Here is a 24,438-nt window from a genome sequence, read left to right as displayed (position 1 = left end):
ACACGGTGTAGTAAGCACCGGGCCGGGGTCTCACCCCAAGATCGACGGAGACCCGATCTCGTGGCTACCGAGAACCTTAGCCCCGCCCTGTGTACGCCCGCATCCTCACGCCCGTACGCGAAGGCCAACAGCGGATACGGCAAGCGATCCGCACCGGACCAACGCCCGCCACGCGCCGACGACTTCATGCTGCTGCCCGAACGCGAGCGCTACGTCGCCGGGTACGTCGACCACCTGCCCGACGGCGCGGCCATGGACATCAAGTCGCTGGCCAAGAACATCCCCCTGTACGGGCAGATGGCCATCGGAAGCGCCCTCAGAGCACTGGGAGTCGCCGGTCACCTGCGATACGCCCAGTGCCGCGTCGAGGAACACGGCCAGATCCGCTGGGTCACCCGCACCTTCTGGTCCCGCACCGCCCGCGACAACGAATGGTGGGCCATCTTCCTGGACACCGAGAACAACCGGGCCACCCAGGAAGCAGCCGTGACAACCGCTACCCCGCCACCGCCTCCGATCCCCACACAAGCACCCGCTCCCCCAGCCGGGGCAGAACCGCAGGCCCCCGCCCCCGCGCCACCGGCCGAGCCCACAACACAGCCCACCACACCCAGTCCCACGCCCGCCGTACCGCCCGGCCACATGCCCGCCGTACCGCCCGGCCTCACACCCGCCGTACCGCAGCAGCGCACCCCCGAACCGGCCCCCGGACACCCCTCACCCGCGTACCTCGCCCTGGCCCAACTCGGCCGCATCGAACCACGCCTGGCCCTCTCCGCCGCTGACTGCACCACCCTGGAACCCCTGGCCACTCAGTGGTTCACCCGAGGCGTGGACACCGACTACCTCACCCACGCCCTCACCACCGGCCTCCCCACCCACGTCGACTCCCCCATCGGCTTCGCACGCCGCCGCCTCAACGACAAAATCCCACCCCACCTCCCCACCACCCCCGCCGCGACCACCACCCCTGTCCGCCGCCTGATGCTGGAATGCACCCAATGCGGCACACCCGGCCACCCCGAAGCACTCCCCGACGGCCTCTGTCGCCCCTGCCGCACACCCACCCCGGACCACACCCCAACAAGCCCCGCCGACCCGCCCGCCGAACGCGACATCCACGCACTGATCGGCAACCTCCGCAACCTGATGCAAACCCCCTGAATCCGACGCACAGCAGGGTCAGCAGGGCGTACGCCTGCGGTTCATCCGCCCCGCTCGACCTTGCGGACGGTCCCGTGTCCGTGGTTGTGCGGGGTTGTTGCCGTCAGCTACTGCCGTCAGCCGATTCAGCCCAGGTACGGCCTCTCACTCTGTTCCAGGAAGTGCTGGATCCTGAGCCGTTGGGTGCGGTGCATCGGCAACTGCTCGATCTCTTCCGGCGGCACGAACCGGAGCTCAGTGGACTCGTCGGAAATCTCCAGCCGGCCGCCGGCGATGCGGGCGGTGAAGCAGACGACCGGAAACACACCGAGACGGGCACTATTGACGGCAACGAGCCGCCACCCACGCCAGCGCCTGTCCGCTGACGTTGCCGTCAGGTACTGCCGCCACCTACGCCGAAGCCCCGCCAGACAATTCCCGGCGGGGCTTCAACTTCACTATCGCTACCGGTCAGCCCGCACTCGGAAAACCTGGCCACCCTTAATTGCGCCAGGTTTCGGAGATTCCTGCATCAGAGGGCTTCGTTCGGTAGCGAAGATGCAGACTTCGGCCCAGAAGATATATCCTGCAACGATGTAATCGAGCGGGTGATCCGCGGAAACGCGGAAGAGTTTGGATCCACGCCATCTACGCCCATTCTTCTGCTCTTCGGCTCGCAAAACATCTAGCCCTGCGTCCGACACACAGAGACCCGAGTACTGATCGGCCAGCGAGATCCGAGAAACATCCTGGAATAGGACATCGAAAATCCTGGGGACGTCTCCGCCCTCACCACCCAAGGATCCGCGTAGCAAGATCTTGCTATGACCTACCTCAATAGCCCACGGCTTATAAATTCCCCGCAGGCTTAGAGGAAGATCACCCTCTACCAGTCGATATGTCACTTGAACTTCACCCCAGTCCAGCCTTCAGCACGTAGATTCCATCGACAGAAGTCCACTTTCCCATGAGGCCGGCCCCATCGATCTGCATCAATTCCCACTGAGTATGGAGACGCTGTGCAGGGGCCGTATTCTGTGCGATTTTCAGGGCCTTTGCCGGGCCCTGACTCGCACCGGGAAGACCGTCGAGCATGAAGGATATGCGTCCTTCGCCTCTACCCGTCCTAGCAATTGCACCCAGAACCTGGTCACGCCAAGTTGCGTCCGTCGCTCCGGGGAGGTGACGAGCTTCAACAGTCTCAGCGAATCCCTTCAGACCATGGCCTCGCATACCAAGAGCAACATGGTCAACCGGCCCTTCTGTGTTGCAGTTGTGAACGAGAGCCGGAGTGGCGCCCGCCGGCACATAGTACGTACGGAGGTTGCTGACCGTGAGGTTGCGAACAGTGGCCTCGGTTGCCGTCCAGCGCTTGACCGCGGTGTTCTGGACGTGCGTGCCGGCGTTGGTCCGGAGCCACTGGCCGGAGCGGAGGTCGGTGGCGTCAATCCAGGCGTCGAGCTCGGGAACCCAGAAGGGGTGATCGTCGGTCGCGGTGACCTCGGCGGTCTTCACGACGGCCCGGATGCCGACGCGCGGCACGAGCCCGCCGGACTGCTTCTCGGGCACCCGCCCGGATAGACGCCCTGATCCAGCCGATCCGTGAAGGGCTTCAGAACTGGGACATACCTCTGGACTGGGAAACGGCTCCGCGCCCGGCCGGGTTGATCTGTACGAATGTCCAACGGGCTCTGGAACAGCGCCGCCAGGCGCAGTACACAAACATGGTGCACGACCTGCCGGCGCTGATCGACGAGTCGGTGCAGGCAGTGCACGCCAGTACCGGGGAGGAACAGCGGCTGGCCTACGAGTGCCTGGCGGAGACGTTCCGGTGCGTGTTCACCGTGGCGTGGAAGCTCGGCTTCCTCGATCTCGCGACCATCGCGCTGGATCGGCTGGCGTGGACCGCTCCGCGCGCCGACGAACCCGGGCTGGCTGCCATGCATGCCTTCCTGCGAGCGCAGACCACGATGTCGTCGGGGCGGTACGACGTGGGTCTGCAGGTGATCGACCGGGCCCTGAGGGACCTCGATGGCCAGGAGTCACGCCGCCCGGCGGGCATTGAGGCCATGCGGGGCATGCTGCACCTGCGTGCCGCGACGATCGCGGGACGGATGAAGGACCAGGACCACGCCGACGCCCGCCTGGCCGAGGCCCGTGCACTTGCCCGGGTCACGGGCGAGTTGCCCGACTTCGGCGTCACCTGGGGGCCGGTGAACGTCGGCGTGCATGCCGTGGCCATTGCCTCGGAGAGTAACGACTTCGGGCGCGCGATCGAACTCGCCGAGGATGTACGCATCCCACGAGGCTGGACCCGTTCCCGGGCCGGGCATCACTGGATGGACCTCGGCCGGGCCCACGCCTGGGCGGGCCACCCGCAGCAGGCACTCGACTGCCTGCACCAGGCCCGGCGCATCGCCCCGCAGCAGACCCGCTACCACCCGACCGTGCGGGAGACCGTGCTGGCACTGAAACGGCACGGACGGACACGGAGCGGCTCACTGACGCAGTACGCGGAGTGGGTCGGCATATAGCGAAGTACGGGCAGGGGAAGTTGCACTCTTCGATGCAACTTCCGTGCATCGCCGGGCGACAAGCTGGCGCTCAGTCAGGCGCCCCGCGACCGGGTGCACGGTCCGGGGGCGTAGCCAACGCTGGCAAGGAGCGTCGACATGCCGCACTGTATCGCCCACGCCTTCGAACCGCTGTTGCGGATTCTGTGCTCCTCAGAGGGCCGACATCGCAGGGCCGACCGCCGTTCCGCCGCAGTCAGAACCGGCAATCCGGGCGTGCTGGTCACGCAGGATCGGCAGAAAGCCCGCCGCCGGCATGCTCGGCGACGCGCACTGTGGCTCGCCGTGCACGGTGTCGATGTCGGACCACGGCTGATCCACAGGGGAGAGGTGACGGCCTGATGGGGCTCACTGATCGGGTGCGACTCTTGCCGTGGGCGGGACCGGAGGGGAAGCCGTGCTATCTCTCCAGTGACGGCAGTGGGTTCATGTCGCGTCTCGTCGACAGCATGGAGGCGACTCAACTCGGCCTGGCCGGTGACCTCATCGACGATGCGCAGCGGGTGCTTGCCGAACGCGCATGGACGCCCGGCGAACTGCACCTGTTGACCGTCCAGTTGACCGAAACGCTGGTGAATGTGCACCGCATCGCGGTGAGCCGGGGTGCACGCCTGCTCTTGCCTGCGGACGATGCCCTCGATGCATTGGACGGTGGAGACGACATGATGTGAGCCTCGCGTCCACACGCGTCCGCCACGGTTGGACCGGCGTCACGCGCCGACACAACGGCCATAAGCCGAAGCGCCCCCGGGATGGCACCTCCGGGGCGCTTCTGCGCTACGAACACACTCCCAGGACGTCCGCACCTTCCTTGACCGCCTCCGCACCACCTGCCAGTGCTGCACGCGCGGCCTCGTCCAGAGCTTCGCCGTCTTGGGGCGGCTCTACGGAGCCTCCCGGCAACTGCCAGCGGCCAGGGGCGACCATGGTCGGCGACATCCTCGCCGCCAGTACGCGACAAGCGCGAACCCTCCGGGGAAGACCGTCGTCTCCACGGACTGGAGCGATGTCAAGGCCTTCGGCTGACGCCTCCTTCGCCGCAGGGCGTACCGGCCCCGTCAGGCACGTTCAGGGGCCTTCCCGCCACGTGCTGTCGCTGTGCCGCGCACCTGACTGCGTACCGCCCCCATGCTCGCCCCGATGACCAGGGCGATGGCCAGGGCGTCCGTCGTGGAGAGGGCCTGGTCGAGGATGAGGAAGCCGGCCGTGGCCGCGATCGCCGGTTCCAGGCTCATCAGGATGGCGAAGGTGGGCGCGGGCAGGCGGCGCAGCGCCATGAGTTCAAGGGTGTACGGAAGGACGGAGCTCAGCAGCGCCACCGCCGCGCCCAGGCCCAGCGTGGACGGGACCAGCAGTTTCGAGCCCGACTCCAGGATGCCGAGGGGCAGGGACAGGAGTGCGGCGACCACCATGGCCAGGGCCAGGCCGTCCGCCTGGGGGAAGCGGCGTCCGGTGCGGGCACTGAAGACGATGTACGCCGCCCACATGACGCCCGCACCCAGTGCGTACGCGGCGCCGACCGGATCGAGCCGGTCGAAGCCACCCCCGCTCAGCAGCACGACGCCGCCCAGCGCGAGGCCCGCCCACACCACATTGATCAGGCGGCGGGAGGCGATCACCGAGAGGGCGAGGGGGCCCAGTACCTCCAGGGTGACGGCCGCGCCCAGCGGAATGCGGTCGGCGGCCTGGTAGAAGAGTGTGTTCATGCCGCCCATAGCCACGCCGAACGCGAGGACCGTGCCCCAGTCGGCGCGCGAGTGGCCGCGCACCTTCGGGCGGCAGACGATCATCAGGGCGAGCGCGGCGACGGCCAGGCGCAGGGTGACCACCCCGAGCGCCCCGGCCCGCGGCATCAGCAGGACCGCGACCGCCGCGCCGAACTGGACGGAGAGGCCGCCCGCGACCACCAGCGCGACCGGGGCGAGCGCCGCCCCGCGGCGCCGGGGGCGGCCGGCTTCCGCCGCCGCGTCCAGGGCGTCCGCCGCCTCCGGTACGGCGACGGCCGCGGCCCGCTCCGCGTCCGCCGCCCCTGCTGCACTGCGCTGGTCGTTCACCTGCGGCGTTCCTCCCAAACCTAAAAGTTCACTTCAATGCACTGCTCGATTGAAGATACTGCACTCTCGCCCTGTGGCGCCTTCTCTCAAGGTAGGTATCTCCGCGCGGCACGTAAAATGCCTGCTGCGCTCCCGTTATGCTCCCCACGCATGAGCCTGGGACGCAGTGGTGACAGCCGTACCGGAAGCCCGTCGAGCCGCGGCATCGAGATCCGCCATCTGCGCGCCTTCCTCGCCGTCGCCGACGCGGGCAACGTCACCCGCGCCGCCGCCCGGCTCCGCCTCACCCAGCCCGCGGTCTCCCGCACGCTCGCCGCCCTGGAGCAGCACCTCGGCATCCGGCTCGTCGACCGGTCCACCCACCATCTCGTCCTCACGCCCGAAGGCATCGCCTTCCGGGACAAGGCCGCCGCCGCGGTCGCCGCGTTCGACGAAGCGCTCGACGCGGGCGGGCCGCACCACTGGCCGCTGCGGATCGGGCACGCCTGGTCCGCGTTCGGCCCGTACACCACGCCGCTGCTCCGCCGCTGGCAGGAGCGGTATCCGCAGATCCCGCTCGAACTGCTCCGGATCGACGACCGCACCGCCGGGCTGACCCGCGGCGAGGTCGATGCCGCGCTGCTGCGGGGGCCCGTCGAGGCACCGGGGCTCGTCACCGAGGTGCTGTTCGACGAGGACCGGGTCGCGGCGGTGGCGGCGGACGGGCCGCTCGCCGCCCGCGCCACACTCCGGCTCGCCGATCTGGCGGGCGGCACCGTCGTCCTCAACACCGTCTCCGGCACCACCACCATGGACCTGTGGCCGCCGGACGCGAGGCCCGCCGCGACGCTCACCGTCGCCAACACCGACGACTGGCTGACCGCCATCGCGGCGGGGCGCGGCGTCGGAGTATCCGCCGCGTCGACCGCCGGGATGCATCCGCACTCCGGGGTCGCCTACCGCCCGCTCGTCGACGCCCCGACCGTCCCCGTCCTGCTCGCCCGGCGCGACGCCCCGGGCCATCCCGCGCTGCCGCAGCTCGCCGCGCTCGCCCGCGAGATCGTGCGTTCGGCCGCCCCGTGACCGGGGCCGGCCCCTCAAGCGTCGGCAGGTCCGGCGGGCGGTCCCGGAGCGTCGAGCCCCTCCGCCAGCACCTCCGCCAGGTGTCGGGCCCGCACGCCGCCCAGCTGCTCCAGCTGCGTCCGGCAGGAGTAGCCGTCCGCCAGGAACTCCGTGCCGGGTTCCGCGGCCCGCACCGCCGGCAGCAGGGTCTCCTCCGCGCAGGCCGCCGATACCTCCCAGTGGCCGCGCTCGAAGCCGAAGTTTCCGGCCAGTCCGCAGCAGCCGCCGCTCAGCTCACCGGTCAGTCCGGCCCGTTCGCGCAGGCGGCGGTCCGCCGCGTCGCCCAGGACGGCGTGCTGGTGGCAGTGGGTCTGGCCGGTGACCGGGCGGTCCAGGCGGGGTGGCTGCCAGCCGGGGGCGTACTCCTCCAGATACTGGGCGAACGTCCGCACCGAAGCGGACAGTTCGGCGGCTCTCGGGTCGTCGTGGAGGAGTTCGGGCAGGTCCGTGCGGAGGGTCGCCGCGCAGCTCGGTTCGAGGACGACCACGGGGTCGCCGAGCGTGCCGCCCAGCCGGTCCAGGGTGCGGCGCATGACCTTGCGGGCCTTGTCGAGTTGGCCCGTCGATACGTAGGTCAGGCCGCAGCACAGCCCGCGCCCGGCGGGGATCGCGTGGCGGCCCGCCGCCTCCAGGACCCGCACCGCCGCCCGGCCCACCTCGGGCGAGAGGTGGTCGGTGAAGGTGTCGGGCCAGACCATGGCCACCTCGTCGTTCGAGAAGATGAACGTGCCCTTGCCCCAGCGCCGGTTCAGCCACCGGGTGAACGTCTCCCGCGCCAGGACCGGAATCCCGCGCTCCGGTGCGACGCCCGCCAGCCGCTTCGCGAGGGCGGCCAGCGGGCGCACCCGGGCCAGCGCGTTCAGCACGCCCGCGAACGGAGCGGCGAGGCGCAGCCGGTCCGGCAGCCGACCCATCGCGTAGTGGGCCGCCGGGCGCAGCCGTCCCCGGTAGTGGTGGTGCAGGAACTCCGCCTTGTACGTGGCCATGTCGACGCCCGCCGGGCAGTCGCTGCGGCAGCCCTTGCAGGACAGGCAGAGATCGAGCGCGTCGCGCACCTCCGTCGACCGCCAGCCGTCCGTGATCACCTCGCCCGCGAGCATCTCGTGCAGCAGCCGGGCCCGGCCGCGGGTGGAGTGGGCCTCCTCGCCGGTCGCGCGGAAGGACGGGCACATCACGCCCGCGCCCGCCTGCTCGGCCGTACGGCACTTGGCGACACCCACGCACCTGCGTACCGCCGAGGAGAAGTCCGCGCCGTCGTGCGGATAGCCGAACGTGACGTCCACCGGGCGCTTCGGCAGCACGTCGAAGCGGAGGTTCTCGTCGAGCCGGGCGGGGCGGGCGAGGATGCCGGGGTTCATGCCGCCGTCCGGGTCCCAGATGTCCTTGAACCGGGAGAAGAGGGCGACCAGTTCGTCCCCGTACATGCGCGGGAGCAGTTCGGCGCGGGCCTGGCCGTCGCCGTGTTCGCCGCTCAGGGACCCGCCGTGCGCGACGACCAGGTCCGCCAGTTCCTCTGAGAAGCGGCGGAAGCGGGCGATTCCGTCGGCGTTCAGCAGGTCGAAGTCGATCCGTACGTGGATGCAGCCGTCGCCGAAGTGCCCGTACGGGGTGCCGCGCAGGCCGTGGGCGGCGAGCAGGGCGCGGAAGTCACGGAGGTACGGGCCGAGGCGGGCGGGCGGTACGGCGCAGTCCTCCCAGCCGGGCCAGGCCTCCGTGCCGTCCGGCATCCGGGTGGCGGTGCCCGCCGCGTCCTCACGGATGCGCCACAGGGACCGCTGCCCGGCCGGATCGGTGACGACCACGCCATCGAGCGCGTCGGCCGCCCGGAGGATGCGCTCGGCGTGCGCCCGCGCCTCGGCCGGGGTGGCGCCGCCCGTCTCGACGAAGAGCCAGGCCGCGCCGCGCGGCAGCCCGGCCGGTTCCCGTACGAGGTCGGCGGCCATGCCCTCCACGGTCAGCGGGTGGTACGGGAGCAGGCCGGGGGCGGCTTCGGCGGCCGCGGACTCGTCCGCGTAACCGAGTACGGCGAGCGCGCGGGCCGCCGGTGCCTCGACCAGCCGTACGGTCGCCTCCGTCACCACGCCGAGCGTGCCCTCGCTGCCGCAGAAGGCGCGGGTGAGGTCGGTTCCGCGCTCGGGAAGGAGCGCGTCCAGGGCATATCCGGAGATGCGGCGCGGGAGTTCGGGGAATCCGGTACGCAGGAGGGCGAGGTGCGCGGCGACGAGCTCGGGGAGGCCGGCCAGCGCTGGGGGCAGGGGGGACTCCCGGCCCAGCCGCAGTGTGCCGCCGCCGTAGCGGGCCACGGCCAGGCCGTGCACGTTGTCGGCGGTGGTGCCCCACGCGACGGAGTGCGCGCCGCAGGAGTTGTTGCCGATCATGCCGCCCAGTGTGCAGCGGCTGTGGGTGGCGGGGTCGGGGCCGAAGGTGAGTCCGTGCGGGGCGGCGGCGGTGCGCAGGTCGTCCAGGATCACGCCCGGCTGGACGACCGCGGTACGGGAGCCGGCGTCCAGCTCGACGATCCCGCGCATATGGCGCGTGAGGTCGAGGACGATGCCGGTGCCTGTGGCCTGCCCGGCGATGGAGGTGCCGCCGCCGCGCGGGACCACGGGCACCGCGTGCGCGCGGCAGACGGCGAGCGCGGCGGCCACGTCGTCGGCGTCGCGCGGGGTGACGACACCGAGCGGTACACGGCGGTAGTTGGACGCGTCCATCGTCGTCAGCGCCCGTGCGGTACGGCCGAAATCGGCCTCTCCGCGGACCGCGGAGCGCAGGGCCTGGGCGAGTGCGTCGCGCTCCGTCGGTCTTCTCTGTGCGGCCATGGGCCCAGGATGCCGCCGATCCGGCCACCCGGCGGCCCGCACCCGTGCGAGTCCCCCGAAATCGTCCATACGAATACGTCAATACGTCGGAATACGTCGGATGCGTAGTCACATACGTGACAGAGAACGCTACAAGCACTTCCCAAAAGAAGCGTCAATTCTCATATAGTGACCACGACTTGTCTGGTAATCATCAGCTCCAGTTGTCGCGTTCGCCCCCGCCGTACCGATCTGTCCTCATCGGGCCCGTAGGCCACGCCTGCCCCGTAACCCCCCGGTAAGCCCCTTAAGCACCGCGTACATCCAAGCCTCGTAAGCCCCCCGTTCGTACCGTCCGCCCCCAAGGACTCCACTTGCGCCCCTCATCCCGGCCGACCGCGCTGGCCCTGCTGATCTCACTGGTCGTCACCGGTTCCCTGTGCCTGTGGGCGGTCGTCGCCGCCCCCGACTCGGTGCGGACCACGCTGGCCTGGGGTGCGGGCGCCGCCGCCGTGGCGTTGTCCGCCGCCGTGGCCACCGCCGTCCACGCCCGCGCCACCGCGAACCGCCAGCGGGCCCGTCTCGCGGCGGAGACCCAACGGTTCACCGGCGAAATCAGCCGGCTCGTGTCCGCCTCCGCGGCCGAGGGCCAGCGGTTCACCGCCGAGACCGCCCGGATCAAGGCCGCCGCCGAGGCCGAGACCGCCCGGATCACCACACAGGCCGCCGCCGACACCGAACGGTTCACCGGCGAGGTCGAGCGGCTCACCGCCCGCGCGGCCCGCAGCGACACCGAGCGGTCCGCCGCGATCGCCTCCTGCGCCAACGCCGCCGGCCGGATGCAGGCCCTGGCCACCAGCATGCTCGCCGACCTGCGCGAGATGGAGCACCGGCACTCCGCCGAGGACGTGCTCGGCGATCTGCTCCATCTCGACCACCGCACCGCCCAGGCGGGCCGGCTCGCCGACTCCATCGCCGTGCTGACCGGTGCCCGCTCCGGGCGGCGCTGGGCGAAGCCGATCGTGATGGAGTCGATCCTGCGCGGCGCGATGGGGCGGATCAGCGGCTATCAGCGGGTACGTCTCCACTCGACCAGCGACGTCGCGGTCGCCGGCCACGCCGCCGAGGGCGTCATGCACGCACTCGCCGAACTCCTCGACAACGCCGCCAACTTCTCGCCGCCGACGGCCGAGGTCCATGTGTACGTCGAGGAGGTGCCGGCCGGCATCGTCCTGACCGTCGAGGACAGCGGCCTGGTCATGAGCGATGTGCAGCTGCGCCGCGCCGAGCGTGCGGTGTCGGCCACCCACCAGGACCTGACGGGGCTCTCCGGCACCCGGCTCGGCCTCGCCGTCGTCGGCCGGCTGGCCCGCAAGCACGGTCTGACCGTGTCGTTCCGGCCGTCCGCGCGCGGCGGCACGGGCGCGCTGATGATGCTCCCGCAGGAGCTCCTCACCCGGGCCGCGGTGCCGGTACCGGCGCAGGTGCCGCCCCCGGCCCCGGTCGCCGGGCAGTCGTCCGGCCCGGCGTCCGAGCCGGAGCCCGCGCACACAACGGCCACCACGGCTCCCGCCGCCGACGTCCCGGACTCCCCGGACTCCCCCTCGTCCGAGACCACCCGCAACCTCCCCCGGTTCGGCGAGAGCGGGCTCCCCAAGCGTTCCCGCGGCCGCACCCTCGCCGCCGCCGAGGCCCGCGCCCACGCCCACTCCGACGGCGCCGCGACCCCCCGGCCCCGTACCGCCGACCCCAAGGAACAGGCAGCCCGCTTCAGCAGCTTCCGCCAGGCTGTCCGGCCCAATCCCCCGCACCCGGAAGAAGGCAACACCCGATGACCGCGACCACCGACGAGAAGCTCAACTGGCTGCTGGAGGGGCTCCTGGAGCGCACCCCCGGCACCCGTCACGCCCTCGTCCTGTCCAGGGACGGCCTCAAGCTGTGCCGCACCCCCGAGCTCTCCGTCGATCAGGCCGATCAGCTGGCCGCGATCTCCGCCGGTATCCAGAGCCTCTCGCACGGCGCGTCCGTCGAGTTCGGTGACGGCACCGGCGGCGTACGGTCCGCGATGGCGGAGTTCTACGGCGGTGTGCTGTTCATCGTCGAGGCGGGCGCGGGCGCCCATCTCGCGGTCGTCGCGTCCGACGAGGCCGACGTCGGCCTCATCGGCCACAACATGAGCGAACTCGTCGAGCAGCTCGGCGAGCACCTCAGCGCCCCGCCGCGCTCCCCCTCGGCCACCGACGCCGCCGCAGCCGACGCGACCGCATCCGTATGACTCGCCCCCGCCCCGGCCGGGACGACGCCCCGGACCGGCTGTACACCCTCACGGGCGGCCGCAGCCGGTCCGATTCGGACGCGTTCGACCTGGTGACGCTGGTGGTCTCCGAGTGCGAACCGGCCCCCGGCATGCAGTCGGAGCACGTCACCATCCTGCGGATGTGCCAACTGCCCACCGCGGTCGTGGAGATCGCGGCGGGCCTCGGCCTGCCCGTCAGCATCGTCCGGATCATGCTGTCCGATCTGCTGGACACCGGCCGGATCAGTGCCCGCCACCCCCGTACCGCCCGTGTCGCGGACCGGCTCCCCGACCCCGACATCCTGGAACAGGTGCTCGTTGGACTCCGCAACCTCTGACCGTGCCGCCCTGCGGCCGACGGCCGACAACGGACTGAAGATCGTTGTCGTCGGCGGCTTCGGGGTCGGCAAGACCACCATGGTCCGGTCCGTCAGCGAGATCCGTCCGCTGAACACGGAAGAGACCATGACCCGCGCGGGCGAGGCCGTCGATCACCTCGACGGTGTGCACGCGAAGACGTCCACGACCGTCGCCTTCGACTTCGGCCGGATCTCGCTCGACGAACGCTCAGTGCTGTACCTCTTCGGCGCCCCGGGCCAGGAACGGTTCTGGTTCCTGTGGGACCGGCTGTTCTCGGGCACGCTCGGCGCCGTCGTCCTCGTCGACACCCGCCGGCTCGCCGACTCCTGGTACGCGATCGACCGCCTGGAGCACCACGGCACGCCGTTCATCGTGGCGTGCAACGACTTCGGCGGCCCGCTCCACACCGAACAGCAGATACGCGAGGCGCTCGACCTCTCGGACGACGTGCCCCTGGTGGAGTGCGACGCCCGGGACCGTTCGTCCAGCAAGTACGTACTGATCACGCTGGTCGAGCACCTGCACGCCCTCTCGCAGCGCAAGGCCGCCACCCCGTCCACCGCCGGTCCGTCCGATTCCGGTCCGTCCACCGCCAGTCCGTCCGCCGCCAGTCCGGAGATCACACCGGCGAAGACCCCGGAGCCCACCTCGTGACCCAGCCCCCGGCGCCACCCGCCGGCTGCCCCGTGTCCCAGGGCCGCGCGCCGCTCTCCGGCCCCCGGTTCCAGACCGAACCGACCCGGCTGTACCGGGAGATGCGCCGCGATCACGGGGCCGTGGCACCCGTCGTCCTCGACGGCGACGTGCCCGCCTGGCTCGTGCTCGGCTACCGCGAACTGCACCAGGTCACCGGTGACCCGGTGCTGTTCAGCCGCGACTCCGACCTGTGGAACCAGTGGGACCGCATCCCGGACGACTGGCCGCTGCTGCCGATGATCGGCCGCAAGCAGCCGTCGATCCTCTACACGGTCGGCCCCCGGCACACCGAACGCGCCGCAATGATCAGCAACGCGCTGGAGTCCGTGGACCCGTTCGCCCTGAAGCGGTACGCGGAGGAGTTCGCCGACGCGCTCGTCGACCGGTTCTGCTCCACGGACGGGACGGAGATCATCGCCGAGTACGCGATGCTGCTCCCCGCCCTCGTCCTGGCCAAGATCTACGGCTTCAGCAACACCGTCGGCGCGGAGCTCGTCGGCTCGATCAACGACATGATCGACGGCCGGGAGCGGGCGCTGGCCGGGCAGCAGCACCTCGCCTCGTCCATGGTCCAGTTGCTGGTCGACAAGCACGCCACGCCCGGCGACGACGTCGCGACGCGGATGCTCGCCGACACCGGCGGCTTCACCGACGAGGAGGTCGCCCAGGACCTGATGGTCATGATGGCCGCGGGCCACCAGCCGACCGCCGACTGGATCGGCAACTCGCTGCGGCTGATGCTCACCGACGACCGGTTCGCCGCCTCCCTCTCGGGCGGCCGGCACAGCGTCGCCGAGGCCATGAACGAGGTGCTCTGGGAGGACACCCCGACGCAGAACGTGGCGGGCCGCTGGGCGTCGCGCGACACCCGTCTCGGCGGGCGCCACATCGAGGCGGGCGACCTGCTGCTGCTGGGCATCGCCGCCGCCAACGCGGACCCGCAGGTCCGTACCGACGGTTCCGCGCTGACCGGCGGCAACAACGCGTTCCTCTCCTTCGGCCACGGCGAGCACCGCTGCCCGTTCCCGGCCCAGGAGACCGCCGAGGTCATCGCCCGTACCGGCATCGAAGTGCTGCTGGACCGGCTCCCGGACATCGACCTCGCCGTCCCCGCCGAGCAGCTCACCCGGCGCCCGTCCCCGTGGCTGCGCGGCCTGACGGAGCTGCCGGTGGTCTTCACGCCCACACCCGCACTCAAAACCACCAACGGAAGCACCCTCAAGACCGCCCTCGGAGACCAGAGATGACCCGGATCACCCTCGACCCCTTCGTCACCGACCTCGACGGCGAGAGCGCCCGGCTGCGGGCCGCGGGCCCGCTCGCCGAGGTGGAACTGCCGGGCGGGGTGCACTGCTACGCGGTCACCCACCACGCGGAGGCGCGGCAGCTGCTCACCGACAGCCGGCTCGTGAAGGACATCAATGTCTGGGGCGCCTGGCAGCGCGGCGAGATACCGATGGACTGGCCGCTGATCGGCCTCGCCAACCCGGGCCGCTCCATGCTCACCGTCGACGGCGCGGACCACCGCCGGCTGCGCACCCTGGTCGCGCAGGCGCTGACCGTGAAGCGGGTGGAGCGGCTGCGGGCCGGCATCGAGGCGCTGACCACGGCGAGCCTGGACCGGCTGGCCGCGCTGCCCGAGGGCGAGAAGGTCGACCTGAAGGCGGAGTTCGCGTACCCGCTGCCGATGAACGTGATCAGCGAGCTGATGGGCGTGGACAGCGCGGACCACCCGCGGCTGAAGGAGCTCTTCGAGAAGTTCTTCTCGACGCAGACTCCGCCCGAGGAGGTCCCGCAGATGATGGCGGACCTCACCGCGCTCTTCACGAAGATCGTCGACGCCAAGCGGGAGAACCCGGGCGACGACCTCACCAGCGCCCTGATCGCGGCCTCGGAGGACGGCGACCACCTCACCGACGAGGAGATCGTCAACACCCTCCAGCTGATCATCGCGGCCGGTCACGAGACCACGATCAGCCTCGTCGTCAACGCGGTCGCCGCGCTCCAGACCCACCCCGAGCAGCGCAAGCAGGTGCTGAACGGGGAGGTGCCGTGGGAGAACGTGATCGAGGAGACGCTGCGCTGGAACACCCCCACGTCCCATGTCCTGATCCGGTTCGCCACACAGGACATCGAGGTGGGCGAGAAGGTCCTGCCCAAGGGCGAGGCGCTGATCGTCTCCTTCGGCGCGCTCGGCCGCGACGAGGCGCAGCACGGACCGACGGCCGGTGACTTCGACATCACCCGCTCCCCCAACCGCCACATCGCGTTCGGCCACGGCCCGCACGTCTGCCCGGGTGCGGCGCTGTCCCGGCTGGAGGCGGGCGTGGCGCTGCCCGCGCTGTACGAGCGGTTCCCGGACCTGGAGCTCGCCGTTCCGGCGGCCGAACTGCGGAACAAGCCGATCGTCACCCAGAACGACCTGTACGACCTGCCGGTGGAACTGGGCTGAGCGGCGTCCGCCACGGCCTCCCCGTAGGCCGGCCACGTAACCGGAGCGGGTGTCTCATCCGACGGACACGGTCCTTGACTCCGTCCTTGAGGTACTACGCTCCGGTTCGTGGCCGATATCCAGATTCCCGCTGACATCAAGCCCGCCGACGGACGCTTCGGCGCCGGTCCTTCCAAGGTGCGGACGGAGGCGCTCGACGCGCTGGCCGCCACCGGTACGTCTCTTCTCGGTACGTCCCACCGCCAGGCCCCGGTCAAGAACCTGGTCGGCGCGGTGCGTCAGGGCGTGCGCGACCTCTTCTCCCTCCCCGAGGGATACGAGGTGATCCTGGGCAACGGCGGCTCCACCGCCTTCTGGGACATCGCGACGCACGGTCTGATCGAGACGAAGTCCCAGCACCTCACCTTCGGCGAGTTCTCGTCGAAGTTCGCGAAGGCCGCCAAGCTTGCCCCGTGGCTCGCCGACCCGAGCGTCATCGCCTCCGACCCGGGTACCCACCCGGACCCGCAGGCCGAGGCGGGCGTCGACGTCTACGCGTTCACGCACAACGAGACGTCGACCGGTGTCGCCATGCCGATCAAGCGCGTCGCGGGCGCCGACGAGGGCTCCCTGGTCCTGGTGGACGCCACCTCCGGCGCGGGCGGCCTGCCGGTCGACATCACCGAGTCGGACGTCTACTACTTCGCCCCGCAGAAGTCCTTCGCCTCCGACGGCGGGCTCTGGATCGGCGTCTTCTCCCCGGCCGCCCTGGAACGCGCCGCGCGCGTCCACGCGTCGGGCCGCCACATCCCGGAGTTCTTCAGCCTGCCGACGGCGATCGACAACTCCCTCAAGAACCAGACGTACAACACCCCGGCCCTGGCCACGCTGTTCCTCCTGAACGAGCAGCTGACCTGGATGAACACCCAGGGCGGCCTGGACTTCACCACCGGCCGCACGGCCGCCTCGGCGCGGAACCTGTACGGCTGGGCGGAGGAGTCCAAGTACGCGACCCCGTTCGTCACCGACCCGGCGAAGCGCTCCCAGGTGATCGGCACGATCGACTTCGCGGACGAGATCGACGCCGCGGCCGTCGCCAAGGTGCTGCGCGCCAACGGCATCGTCGACACCGAGCCGTACCGCAAGCTGGGCCGCAATCAGCTGCGCGTGGCGATGTTCCCGGCGATCGACCCGTCGGACATCCAGGCGCTGACGGCCTGCATCGACTACGTGATCGAGAAGCTGTAACGCGTACGCGGTTACGCGTCCGGAGGGCCCCACGCACATCAGGTGCGCGGGGCCCTTCGCCGTTCACTCGGCCGGGTGGCGGAACGGCTTTCGGGCGTGGGCGGCGGTGTCGTCCGACGACGATGACCTCGACAACACCGAGTCAGGAGGCCCGCAATGGAATCGTTGCTCCAAACAGCCAACAGCCTCATGGAGCAGCATCCGGGTTACCGCGTCGAGATCATCGGAGGCATCATCACTGTGGCCCCACTGCCGGACGGCCGGCACGCCAACGCGCTGGCCAAGAGCATGATTCCGTTCCTGGCCGCAGACCTCCACGGCAAGGAGACCAGAGTCCTTCAGGGCATCGGCCTGTGGCTCCCGGGCGGCCCCGAGGACTACGCCATCCCCGACCTGGCGATCGTCGACGCCGACCGCGACGAGCATCTGATCGAGAACAACTGCTACGACCCCGCCATCTTCCGCCTCGTACTGGAGGTCACCTCCAGCAACTACAACAACGACCTGCGCAACAAGGTCGCCGCCTACGCGGAGGCCAAGATCCCGGTCTATGTGATCGTCGACCGCAAGCACGGCCGGGTGCATGTCCTGACCGAGCCCATGGGCGGCGGTTACGACAGCCACCAGGTGTACGCCCCCGGGCAGACGGCCACGCTGCCCGATTCGATCGGCGCCCCGGTGACCCTCGATGTCGCCGAGCTGATCCGGGCGGGGCGTCCCCGGAGCTGATCAGCCGGCCGCCGCCACCAGGATCTCCCGTAGCCGGGCTATGCCCGGGGCCCACGCCTCGTCCCCCGCGTCGTCCCACAGCTCGCGCAGCTCCGACGATTCGCCCAGCACACGGTCAAGGGCCTTTACCGCAAGGGGGCGCAGGTCCGCCGGAAGTGCGGGCAGCGGCCTGTCGGGGCCGTACGGCGTGGTGATGGCTTCCCCGCCCGGGCACTGGGAGGCGACCAGCGCGGCCGCCGCGACCGCGACCGCCCCTTCGTCGCTGTCCAGGTAGTCCGTCGTCGCGATCGCGAGGTTCAGGGGGATACGGATCACCGCTGCCCGCTCGGCCTCAGGAGCGTCGTCCAGGTCTCCCGAGAAGTCCGCAGCGGTGTCGTTGTCGAAATGACCGGTGTCCCAGGTGCCCATGAGGTCCCCTCCGCAAGTGGCGTCCGCCGGTGCTCTCCACCGACGGATGTCATCCTCGCAACCGCCACTGACAACGCCGGGTCTGCGTCAGCCCACTCCGCCCCGCTCCCAGCGCCGTTCGCCGTCGCACCACTCCTCCGTGGGCACCAGCCCCGCCGCGGCGGCCACGGCGGCGGAGGCGTCATGGTCCGGATGGATATGGGCGACGACGGTACGGACCTCCCGCACCCCCGCGAGGTGGGCGACCAGACCCACCGCGGCCTCTTTCGCGTATCCCAGTCCCTGCCACCGCGTCCCGGCCACCCAGGCGATCTCCGCCTCCGCGTCCTGCTCGTTCACCGTCGCCTGTACGTAACCGGCCAGGCAGCCCTCGTCCCGTACGCGCAGCACCCAGTTCCACCAGCCCACCCCGGGGTCCGGCGAACCGGCGGTCTGGCGTTCGTAGCGGGCCCGCAGCTCGTCGGCGGTCTCCGGGGCGCCTCCGGTGTAGGTGTGCAGGGCCGGGTCGTCCAGCACCGCGGCCATCTCGTCCGCGTACGCGACCCGCAGCGGCAGCGCGTCCAGCCGGGCGGTGGCGAAGGGAATCATTCGGTTCTCCATAGCTGCCCGACCCTATGCGCACCGTGGCGGCCCGGAACGTCAGTTCCTCTTCCGCCGCCTCCCTATGAGCACCAGGACGCCGATCCCCGCGAGCACCAGCACACCGGTCAGGGTCGTCCCCTTCGCGTCCCCGTCCTTCGCCCCGGCGGACGACGGGGACGCGTCGCCGCCCGGGGGCGGCGACTTCCCGGCGTCCCTGCCTCCGCTTCCGCTTCCGCCTCCGGCTCCGTCCAGGTCCACCCGCACCACATCGCTCCGCTTCCCCTCCGAGCCGAACATCAGCGCCGAGCCGTCCGCCGTGTACGTCACCGACTCGGCCTGCCGCTGCAGCGGAGCGCTGACCGCGTGGTCGGCGCCGAGCCTGCCGTTCTCGAAGACGTACCCACGGGCGCTGAAGTACGAGCGCAGCACCAGCTCCTTGCCGTCCGGCGAGAACGCCCCGTCCGTCACCCACGGCACCTCCCCCACCCGGCGGAAGACGTTGGTGGCGCCGGTGGTGAGCTTCGTGGGGCCCTCGTACAGTCCGCCGCCGTCCTCGTTCTTCGACGCGATGTAGACCCGCCCGGTCGTGGGGTGGACCATCAGCGCCTCGGCGTTGCGCGGGCCGTCCGCGTACTTCACGTCGAACTGTGTGGCGTCGACGGTCGCGTCCCGCAGCTGCTTCGGTTCCGGGAAGCGGTAGATCCAGACGTGGTCCCAGCTGCCGTTCAGGTTGTCGCCGATGTCACCGACGTACAGATTTCCGTCGGGCCCGAGCGAGATGGCCTCGACGTCGCGCGGCCGCCCCACCCCGCGCATCGTGATCGTCGCGACGGTCTTCCCGGTGCGGGAGTCGACGGCGTAGACGTACGGGCCGTAGCCGCTGTCGTTGTGCGTCCAGTAGATGCCGGGGTGGGCTCGGCTCGCCGCGAGGCCGCTGGACTCGGTGATCCGGGGGTCCTCGATCGTGAAGCTCTGATCGGCCCCGTCTCCGGCCACGGCCGGAGCCGCCCCGGCGAGGAGGAGCAGCGCGGCGGCTCCGGACACAGTCAGGTACGAAGGCATGACCCAAGTGTCCATCGTCACGTCGCAGGTCGCAGGAGTGATCCGCGATGATGACGCCATGCGTTTCACGTTTGTCGGCGATTCCATGACGATCGGCCGCGCCGGCGACTTCACCTGGCGCTACCGGATGTGGCAGCACCTCGCCGCCACCCTCGGTGCCCCGTTCGCGATCGTCGGCCCGCGCAGCGAGCTGTACGGCACCGGGGCGGACGCCCCCGTCGGTGACGAGTACGGCGCACCGGACTTCCCCGCCGAGGCCCGCACCCATCTGGCCGGCTGGGGCGAGGGCTGGCTGCACATGGCCCCGGTGATCGCCGACACGGTCACCGAGCACCGTACGGACGTCCTGCTCGTCTCGCTCGGCCTGATAGACCTCGGGTTCTACACGGACAGTGGCCAGACCGCCCTGAACGCCAGGGCGTTCATCACGGCGGCCCGCAGCGCGAACCCGCACGTCAAGATGGTGCTCCTGCCCGTGATACCGAACGTACGGGCCGAGTCGGACGCCCCGTTCGCCGCCGAGTGCGACCGCTTCAACGAACTCCTGGCGAAGGCCGTCGCCGACCTCGACGACCCGATGTCCCCGATCCTGCTGGCCTCCCGCCCACCGGGATACGACATCCACCGGGACACGTACGACGGGACGCACCCCGGTCCCACCGGCGAACACAAACTGGCGGCCGCCTTCGCCGACGCGATGCACCAGGCATGGGGCCTGGGCGGCCCGTACGCGGCCCGGCCCTGACCGGCCGCGACACAACATGACAGGAGCGGCCACCCGCTACCTCTGTCTCGCCCGGCACGGCGAGCTGCGCTGGACGGGCTTCTCGCCAAGCCTCCGCCCCTGAGCCCTGCCCCACACGGCCGTTCGGCCCCTGAGGGCCCCGCTCCGTACGGCGTTCGCGCCACCTCACCGCCCCGTGGGCCGGGCCCTCACATGCATCCGCTCCCCCTGCTCCCCGAACAGACTGAGGAATTCGACCGGCCCGGGCCCGGCGCTGGCCCACGCATGCGGCGTACGCGTGTCGAACTCGGCGACCTCACCGGCCGTCAGCACCAGATCGTGTTCACCCAGTACCAGTCGCAGCCGCCCCGCCAGTACGTACACCCACTCGTATCCCTCGTGCACCCGCTGCTCCAGCGGACCCGTGGCCCCGCGCCCGCCGGGCAGGATCTGCTTGTACGCGTGCAGCCCGCCGAGGTGCCGGGTCAGGGGCACGAAGGTCATGCCGTCCCGGGTGAAGGGGCGGAAGTGGATGCGCGGGTCGCCGGTGGCCGGGGCGCCGACGAGTTCGTCCAACTGCACGCCGTACGCCTTGGCCAGCGGCAGCAGCAGTTCGAGCGTGGGTTTACGGCCGCCCGACTCCAGGCGCGAGAGGGTGCTGAGGGAGATCCCGGTCGTCTCGCTGAGCTGTGCCAGCGTCGTGCCGCGCTCCTGGCGCAGAGCGCGCAGCCTCGGCCCGACGCCGGTCAGGACGGCCGAGATCTCGTCGTCCGTACCCGCTCCGGGCTCTCCGCGTTCTCCGTCTTCGTCCATCTCGCCATTATTCGCCGTCCCCCGTTGCCGGGACGGCAACGGGGCGTGTCAGGACGGCAGGATCATGGCCAGCGAGAGCCGGGTCAGCTCATCGGTCAGCCACTCGGCGTCGACCTGCCGGGGCCTGCGGCCGTGATGGGCCATGAGTTCGTCCACCGAGTGGTTCAGCACCGTGACCGTCACGGTGTGATCGCTCGGCACCGCCTCGCCCCGTCGCACGGCCCGCTCGGCCTCGGAGGTCAGGAACTCGATCCACATCGCCCGCCAGGTCGCGAGATGGTTGTCCACCTCCCTGCTCACCCCCAGCACCTCGACGAACGCCACCCTGGCCGCGCACGGGTCCTCGGTGACGGCCCTCACATAGGCGTCGAAGAGCAGCCGGACTCGTTGCGCCGTCGGACAGTCCTCCATCCCCTCGGCCATCAGGGCGTTCTCGGCGGCGCGCAGCCCGTGGGTCGCGACCTCGTCGTAGATCGCCATCAGGAGCACCTCCCGCGAGACGAACTCCTGCCGGAAGATGTGGACGGGCACCTTCGCCTGTTCGCACAGGGACTCGACGCTCGTGTGCGCATACCCGTACGCGGCGAACAACTGGCGCCCGGCGCGCAGGAGTCGGTCCCGCGGCCCCGGCCCCTCCATGGCCTGTCCGGGTACCCCGTTCCGCCGGTTCGCCACGACACCCACCATCGGTCCTCCTTCGTCGTCGGTACCGCTGCCCCCACTCTCCACGCTCCACCCGGCCGGTGGGGTGTCCGCCACGCGCTCGACCACACGGAGGGGAACGCGCCGATCAAGTCCGAATGCGCATCGAACCGTTGCTACCAGGGTGAAAACTCCTCGGTCCCGGCCCGCGCCCGGCACACAAGCGGAACGGGGAACCCAGAACGCGAAACTCGGAGCATCGCGAAAGAAACAGACCCCTGGAGAGCCGGAACAGCCCCCTCCCTGCCCCTCCATGGTCGCCCGCACCCCCGAAAAGCCCAGGCGCGAGGGGGGATGCAGGTCCGTCGACGCGGGGGCGGCAAACGCTCGCACGGGGCCTTTGGCGGACGTTGTCGACGGGTGCGGAACTGGGCTCCGGAGCCGAGCGGATCTACGCTTTCACCCTCCGGGGAAGGGGGTCGCGTGGACCGCGACATACGCACGGTGGACGACGTACTCAGGCTTCTGGACAACCTGTTCGCACGGGAGGCGGACCGCTGGACGGCCGACGGGGCGCCCTGGTGGGACAGCTTCTACGCGGACCGGACGAAGCCGGTTCCGTTCTTCGCGGCGAAGCCCGACGAGAGCCTCGCCTCGTACCTGGAGCGTGGCCTGATCACCCCGGGGCGCGCCCTGGATCTGGGCTGCGGCCCGGGCCGCAACGCCCTCCACCTCGCGTCCCTGGGTTTCGAGGTCGACGCGGTGGACCTGTCCCCGGCGGCCATCGCCTGGGCCGAGGACCGCGCGCGGGAGGCGGGGGCCGACGTACGGTTCCACTGCGGCGACGCGTTCGCCCTCACGGGGGCGGAGCTGACCGGCCCGTACGACCTGATCTACGACTCGGGCTGCTTCCACCACCTGCCGCCGCACCGTCGCATCAGCTACCTCGGTCTCCTCGACAACGTCCTCGCGCCCGGCGGCCACTTCGCCCTCACCTGCTTCGCGGCCGGTGAGAAAGGCATGGGCTCGGAACTCCCCGACGCCTCCTTCTACGAACAGACCGGAGGCCTCCATGGCGGCCTGGCCTACACGCCGGAGTCGTTGCGCAGGATCTTCGCCGACCTGACGGAGATCGAACTGCGCCGCATGCACGACGAACCGTCCGGATCGCCGCACTTCGGCGAGCCGTTCCTCTGGACGGCCCTGTTCCGCAGCGCACGCGCCGGTGCCGGTGCCGGTGCCGGCTAGGACCGTGCCACGGAGCTGGCGTCGCGGGACAACCTGAAGGCACCGCACGGCCGGTGAAGCATGGGCCTCACCGGCCCAGGGGCGACCCGGACCGTCAGGACTTGGCGGTGCAGATCGTGTTGTACGGCCTGCCCGGGCTCGGGAACAGGTCCAGGGGGCGGTCGGTCCCGGACGGGCATTCCTCGGCCGTCTTCGTCAGGTCGAGCACCTTGCTCACACCACTGCCCCCGCTGCCGCAGGGGACTTCCTTGGCCTGGTCGTCCACGCAGTCACCCTTCACCAACTGGCCGCCGCCCGCACCCGCGTCGCCGGGGTGGTCGCCGGAGAGGTTGCGGCCGCAGATGGTCTTACTGGGGATGCCGGCGCTCGCGTGGCCGGAGCCGATGGCGACCTTCACCGAGATGATCGCGTCCGTCCTGGCCGGGCACTGGATGGAATCGGCGAAGATGGCACCGTCCTTGATGACGAGAACCTTGATCGTCGCCTTGGAGTCGTCGCAGTCCATGGCCTGGTAGCCGTCCTTGGACTCACTGTGGTCGGGCCCGGCACAGTCGCCGACCTTCCAGTCCTTGGCCTTGTGACTCCCACTGTCGGACGACTGACTGCAGGCGGTGGCGGCCCCCAGGACGAGTGCGAGGGCGAGCACCGCCTTCGCGCAGTCCAGGAGAGCCGTACGAGAACTGCGCCGCGCCGTGGAAACGGTGCCGCCGTTGCTCCGGCTGCCGCTCCGGGATCGCGTGCTGCCGTCAACGCTCATGCTTCTGCTTGGGTCCGCGAATGGGGTGGGGCCCGCGTGGGGGCGCGCGTGAGGACGACAGGACCGGGCCCCGCGGTTCCCGGAACGAGCCAGCCATCTCATGAGCGGCGTGCGACCACCTCCCCCTGCACGTAGTCGTTTTGGCGCATCAGCGCCGCCGGGGCGGGGCCGCGAACGCGACGTCCGCGGCGTGCGCGACGACCTCCAGCTCGCTGCCGAGGGCCCATTCCGGCGACCCGGGAGACCGCGGCGGCCGGGACCGCGTCGCTGATCCCCGGTGCGGCGGGAATGTCGTGCGTCGCGTGGCCGTCGTGCGGCATGACGACCCGGTACCCCAGCGCCAGCGCCGTACGGGCGGTCGCCTGGACACACATCTCGGACATCACCCCGCAGATGGCGAGCGCCCGCACCCCGGAATCGTTCAACAGGCCGCCCAGCGGCGTCTCGTGGAAACCGTCGTCCCGGGTCTTGCGGATGACGACCTCCGCTGGGCCCGCCTTGACCTGGTGGTGGAGTTCCCAGCCGGGCGTGTGCGGCTCGTCGCCGGCCCCGGGCGCCCCGTCGTTCTGCACGTGCACGACGAGCGCCCCACCCCGCCGGGCCCGTGCGATCAGGTCCGCGGTCCGGTCCACGAGCCGGTCCGTCCCGGGCACCGCCCTGTCACCGGAGACGGCGGCCGACTGGACGTCCACAACGAGCAGGGCCTCTACGGGCATCGCACGACTACGGGTCATCCCGCCATCTTGTCCGTCCGCGCCGGGCTCTTCCACATG

22 protein-coding genes and 3 pseudogenes are annotated in these 24,438 nt (G+C 70.8%); 14 read left to right on the top strand and 11 right to left on the bottom strand.

What is annotated here, in order from left to right; translation table 11 throughout:
* Positions 1-60 precede the first annotated feature (60 nt).
* Positions 61-1,164, top strand: a complete 1,104-nt coding sequence (locus OG306_RS21800; RefSeq protein WP_266905846.1) for a MarR family transcriptional regulator — start codon at positions 61-63, stop codon at positions 1,162-1,164.
* Positions 1,165-1,289: 125 nt separating this feature from the next.
* Here OG306_RS21800 and OG306_RS21795 read toward each other — a convergent pair.
* Positions 1,290-1,457: pseudogene (locus OG306_RS21795) on the bottom strand (DNA mismatch repair protein MutT); the annotation flags it as partial.
* Between the two features lie 951 nt (positions 1,458-2,408).
* Positions 2,409-2,655 (bottom strand): annotated as a pseudogene (locus OG306_RS21790) (polymorphic toxin-type HINT domain-containing protein); the annotation flags it as partial.
* A 212-nt stretch (positions 2,656-2,867) separates the two neighbouring features.
* Between OG306_RS21790 and OG306_RS21785 the strand changes: the two are divergent.
* Together OG306_RS21785 and OG306_RS21780 are read left to right on the top strand one after the other, a co-directional pair.
* A complete protein-coding gene (locus OG306_RS21785; protein ID WP_266747760.1) occupies positions 2,868-3,677 on the top strand; it encodes a transcriptional regulator in 810 nt (269 codons plus the stop codon).
* A 467-nt stretch (positions 3,678-4,144) separates the two neighbouring features.
* On the top strand, positions 4,145-4,387 hold the full coding sequence (locus OG306_RS21780) for a hypothetical protein (RefSeq protein WP_266747759.1): 243 nt from the start codon (positions 4,145-4,147) through the stop codon (positions 4,385-4,387).
* Positions 4,388-4,774: 387 nt separating this feature from the next.
* Here the strand turns inward: OG306_RS21780 and OG306_RS21775 are convergent, their stop codons facing one another.
* Positions 4,775-5,770 (bottom strand): EamA family transporter, encoded by a 996-nt coding sequence (locus OG306_RS21775; protein ID WP_266747758.1) that lies wholly within the window; start codon positions 5,768-5,770, stop codon positions 4,775-4,777.
* Positions 5,771-5,920: 150 nt separating this feature from the next.
* On the opposite strand from OG306_RS21775, the gene OG306_RS21770 reads away from it, so the two are divergent.
* Entirely contained in the window at positions 5,921-6,832 is a 912-nt protein-coding gene (locus tag OG306_RS21770; protein ID WP_266747757.1) for a LysR family transcriptional regulator, read from the top strand.
* A 14-nt stretch (positions 6,833-6,846) separates the two neighbouring features.
* Here OG306_RS21770 and OG306_RS21765 read toward each other — a convergent pair whose 3' ends face one another.
* The gene (locus tag OG306_RS21765; protein WP_371665573.1) at positions 6,847-9,690 is read right to left on the bottom strand and encodes an FAD-binding and (Fe-S)-binding domain-containing protein; all 2,844 of its coding nucleotides are present in this window, start codon (positions 9,688-9,690) and stop codon (positions 6,847-6,849) included.
* A gap of 353 nt (positions 9,691-10,043) precedes the next feature.
* Between OG306_RS21765 and OG306_RS21760 the strand changes: the two genes are divergently transcribed.
* The 8 genes from OG306_RS21760 (at position 10,044) to OG306_RS21725 (ending at position 17,429) form a co-directional block, all read left to right on the top strand.
* Entirely contained in the window at positions 10,044-11,504 is a 1,461-nt protein-coding gene (locus tag OG306_RS21760) for a sensor histidine kinase (protein WP_266905854.1), read from the top strand.
* Positions 11,501-11,944, top strand: coding sequence for a roadblock/LC7 domain-containing protein (locus OG306_RS21755; RefSeq protein WP_266747754.1), 444 nt, complete (start codon positions 11,501-11,503; stop codon positions 11,942-11,944). The genes OG306_RS21760 and OG306_RS21755 overlap by 4 nt, the downstream gene beginning before the upstream one ends.
* Positions 11,941-12,303, top strand: coding sequence for a DUF742 domain-containing protein (locus OG306_RS21750; RefSeq protein ID WP_266747753.1), 363 nt, complete (start codon positions 11,941-11,943; stop codon positions 12,301-12,303). Before OG306_RS21755 ends, OG306_RS21750 begins: the two co-directional genes overlap by 4 nt.
* Positions 12,284-12,979, top strand: coding sequence for a GTP-binding protein (locus tag OG306_RS21745; protein ID WP_266905856.1), 696 nt, complete (start codon positions 12,284-12,286; stop codon positions 12,977-12,979). Before OG306_RS21750 ends, OG306_RS21745 begins: the two co-directional genes overlap by 20 nt.
* Positions 12,976-14,268 (top strand): cytochrome P450, encoded by a 1,293-nt coding sequence (locus OG306_RS21740; protein ID WP_266747751.1) that lies wholly within the window; start codon positions 12,976-12,978, stop codon positions 14,266-14,268. The genes OG306_RS21745 and OG306_RS21740 overlap by 4 nt, the downstream gene beginning before the upstream one ends.
* The gene (locus OG306_RS21735; protein WP_266905858.1) at positions 14,265-15,473 is read left to right on the top strand and encodes a cytochrome P450 family protein; all 1,209 of its coding nucleotides are present in this window, start codon (positions 14,265-14,267) and stop codon (positions 15,471-15,473) included. The genes OG306_RS21740 and OG306_RS21735 overlap by 4 nt, the downstream gene beginning before the upstream one ends.
* Before the next feature lie 108 nt (positions 15,474-15,581).
* Positions 15,582-16,700 carry a phosphoserine transaminase gene (gene serC / locus OG306_RS21730; RefSeq protein ID WP_327258924.1) on the top strand — a complete coding sequence of 373 codons (1,119 nt, stop codon included), beginning with the start codon at positions 15,582-15,584 and terminating at the stop codon, positions 16,698-16,700.
* A gap of 156 nt (positions 16,701-16,856) precedes the next feature.
* A complete protein-coding gene (locus OG306_RS21725; protein ID WP_327349484.1) occupies positions 16,857-17,429 on the top strand; it encodes a Uma2 family endonuclease in 573 nt (190 codons plus the stop codon).
* Here OG306_RS21725 and OG306_RS21720 read toward each other — a convergent pair whose 3' ends face one another.
* The 3 genes from OG306_RS21720 to OG306_RS21710 all read right to left on the bottom strand — a co-directional run bounded on the left by OG306_RS21720 (position 17,430) and on the right by OG306_RS21710 (position 19,481).
* Entirely contained in the window at positions 17,430-17,837 is a 408-nt protein-coding gene (locus OG306_RS21720) for a DUF4259 domain-containing protein (RefSeq protein WP_327349485.1), read from the bottom strand. It abuts the gene before it with no gap.
* A gap of 87 nt (positions 17,838-17,924) precedes the next feature.
* Positions 17,925-18,425 (bottom strand): GNAT family N-acetyltransferase, encoded by a 501-nt coding sequence (locus tag OG306_RS21715; RefSeq protein WP_327349486.1) that lies wholly within the window; start codon positions 18,423-18,425, stop codon positions 17,925-17,927.
* Positions 18,426-18,476: 51 nt separating this feature from the next.
* Entirely contained in the window at positions 18,477-19,481 is a 1,005-nt protein-coding gene (locus OG306_RS21710) for a WD40 repeat domain-containing protein (protein ID WP_371665572.1), read from the bottom strand.
* Between OG306_RS21710 and OG306_RS21705 the strand changes: the two genes are divergently transcribed.
* Positions 19,480-20,226 (top strand): GDSL-type esterase/lipase family protein, encoded by a 747-nt coding sequence (locus OG306_RS21705; protein ID WP_266747744.1) that lies wholly within the window; start codon positions 19,480-19,482, stop codon positions 20,224-20,226. The genes OG306_RS21710 and OG306_RS21705 overlap by 2 nt on opposite strands.
* Before the next feature lie 165 nt (positions 20,227-20,391).
* Here OG306_RS21705 and OG306_RS21700 read toward each other — a convergent pair whose 3' ends face one another.
* Both OG306_RS21700 and OG306_RS21695 read right to left on the bottom strand, forming a co-directional pair.
* Positions 20,392-21,018 carry a helix-turn-helix domain-containing protein gene (locus OG306_RS21700; protein WP_266747743.1) on the bottom strand — a complete coding sequence of 209 codons (627 nt, stop codon included), beginning with the start codon at positions 21,016-21,018 and terminating at the stop codon, positions 20,392-20,394.
* Positions 21,019-21,066: 48 nt separating this feature from the next.
* Positions 21,067-21,705 carry a TetR/AcrR family transcriptional regulator gene (locus OG306_RS21695; protein WP_266905866.1) on the bottom strand — a complete coding sequence of 213 codons (639 nt, stop codon included), beginning with the start codon at positions 21,703-21,705 and terminating at the stop codon, positions 21,067-21,069.
* A gap of 438 nt (positions 21,706-22,143) precedes the next feature.
* Between OG306_RS21695 and OG306_RS21690 the strand changes: the two genes are divergently transcribed.
* Positions 22,144-22,908 (top strand): class I SAM-dependent methyltransferase, encoded by a 765-nt coding sequence (locus OG306_RS21690; protein WP_266747741.1) that lies wholly within the window; start codon positions 22,144-22,146, stop codon positions 22,906-22,908.
* A 94-nt stretch (positions 22,909-23,002) separates the two neighbouring features.
* Here the strand turns inward: OG306_RS21690 and OG306_RS21685 are convergent, their stop codons facing one another.
* Both OG306_RS21685 and OG306_RS21680 read right to left on the bottom strand, forming a co-directional pair.
* Positions 23,003-23,665: an LppU/SCO3897 family protein gene (locus tag OG306_RS21685; protein ID WP_266747740.1), complete on the bottom strand. Its 663-nt coding sequence runs from the start codon at positions 23,663-23,665 to the stop codon at positions 23,003-23,005.
* Positions 23,666-23,813: 148 nt separating this feature from the next.
* Positions 23,814-24,399, bottom strand: a pseudogene (locus tag OG306_RS21680) (cysteine hydrolase family protein).
* Positions 24,400-24,438: the final 39 nt, after the last annotated feature.

The organism is Streptomyces sp. NBC_01241, from assembly GCF_041435435.1.
Lineage (GTDB): Bacteria > Actinomycetota > Actinomycetes > Streptomycetales > Streptomycetaceae > Streptomyces.
Note: the sequence above shows the minus strand (reverse complement) of the source record. Positions and strands in the feature narration are given on the sequence as shown.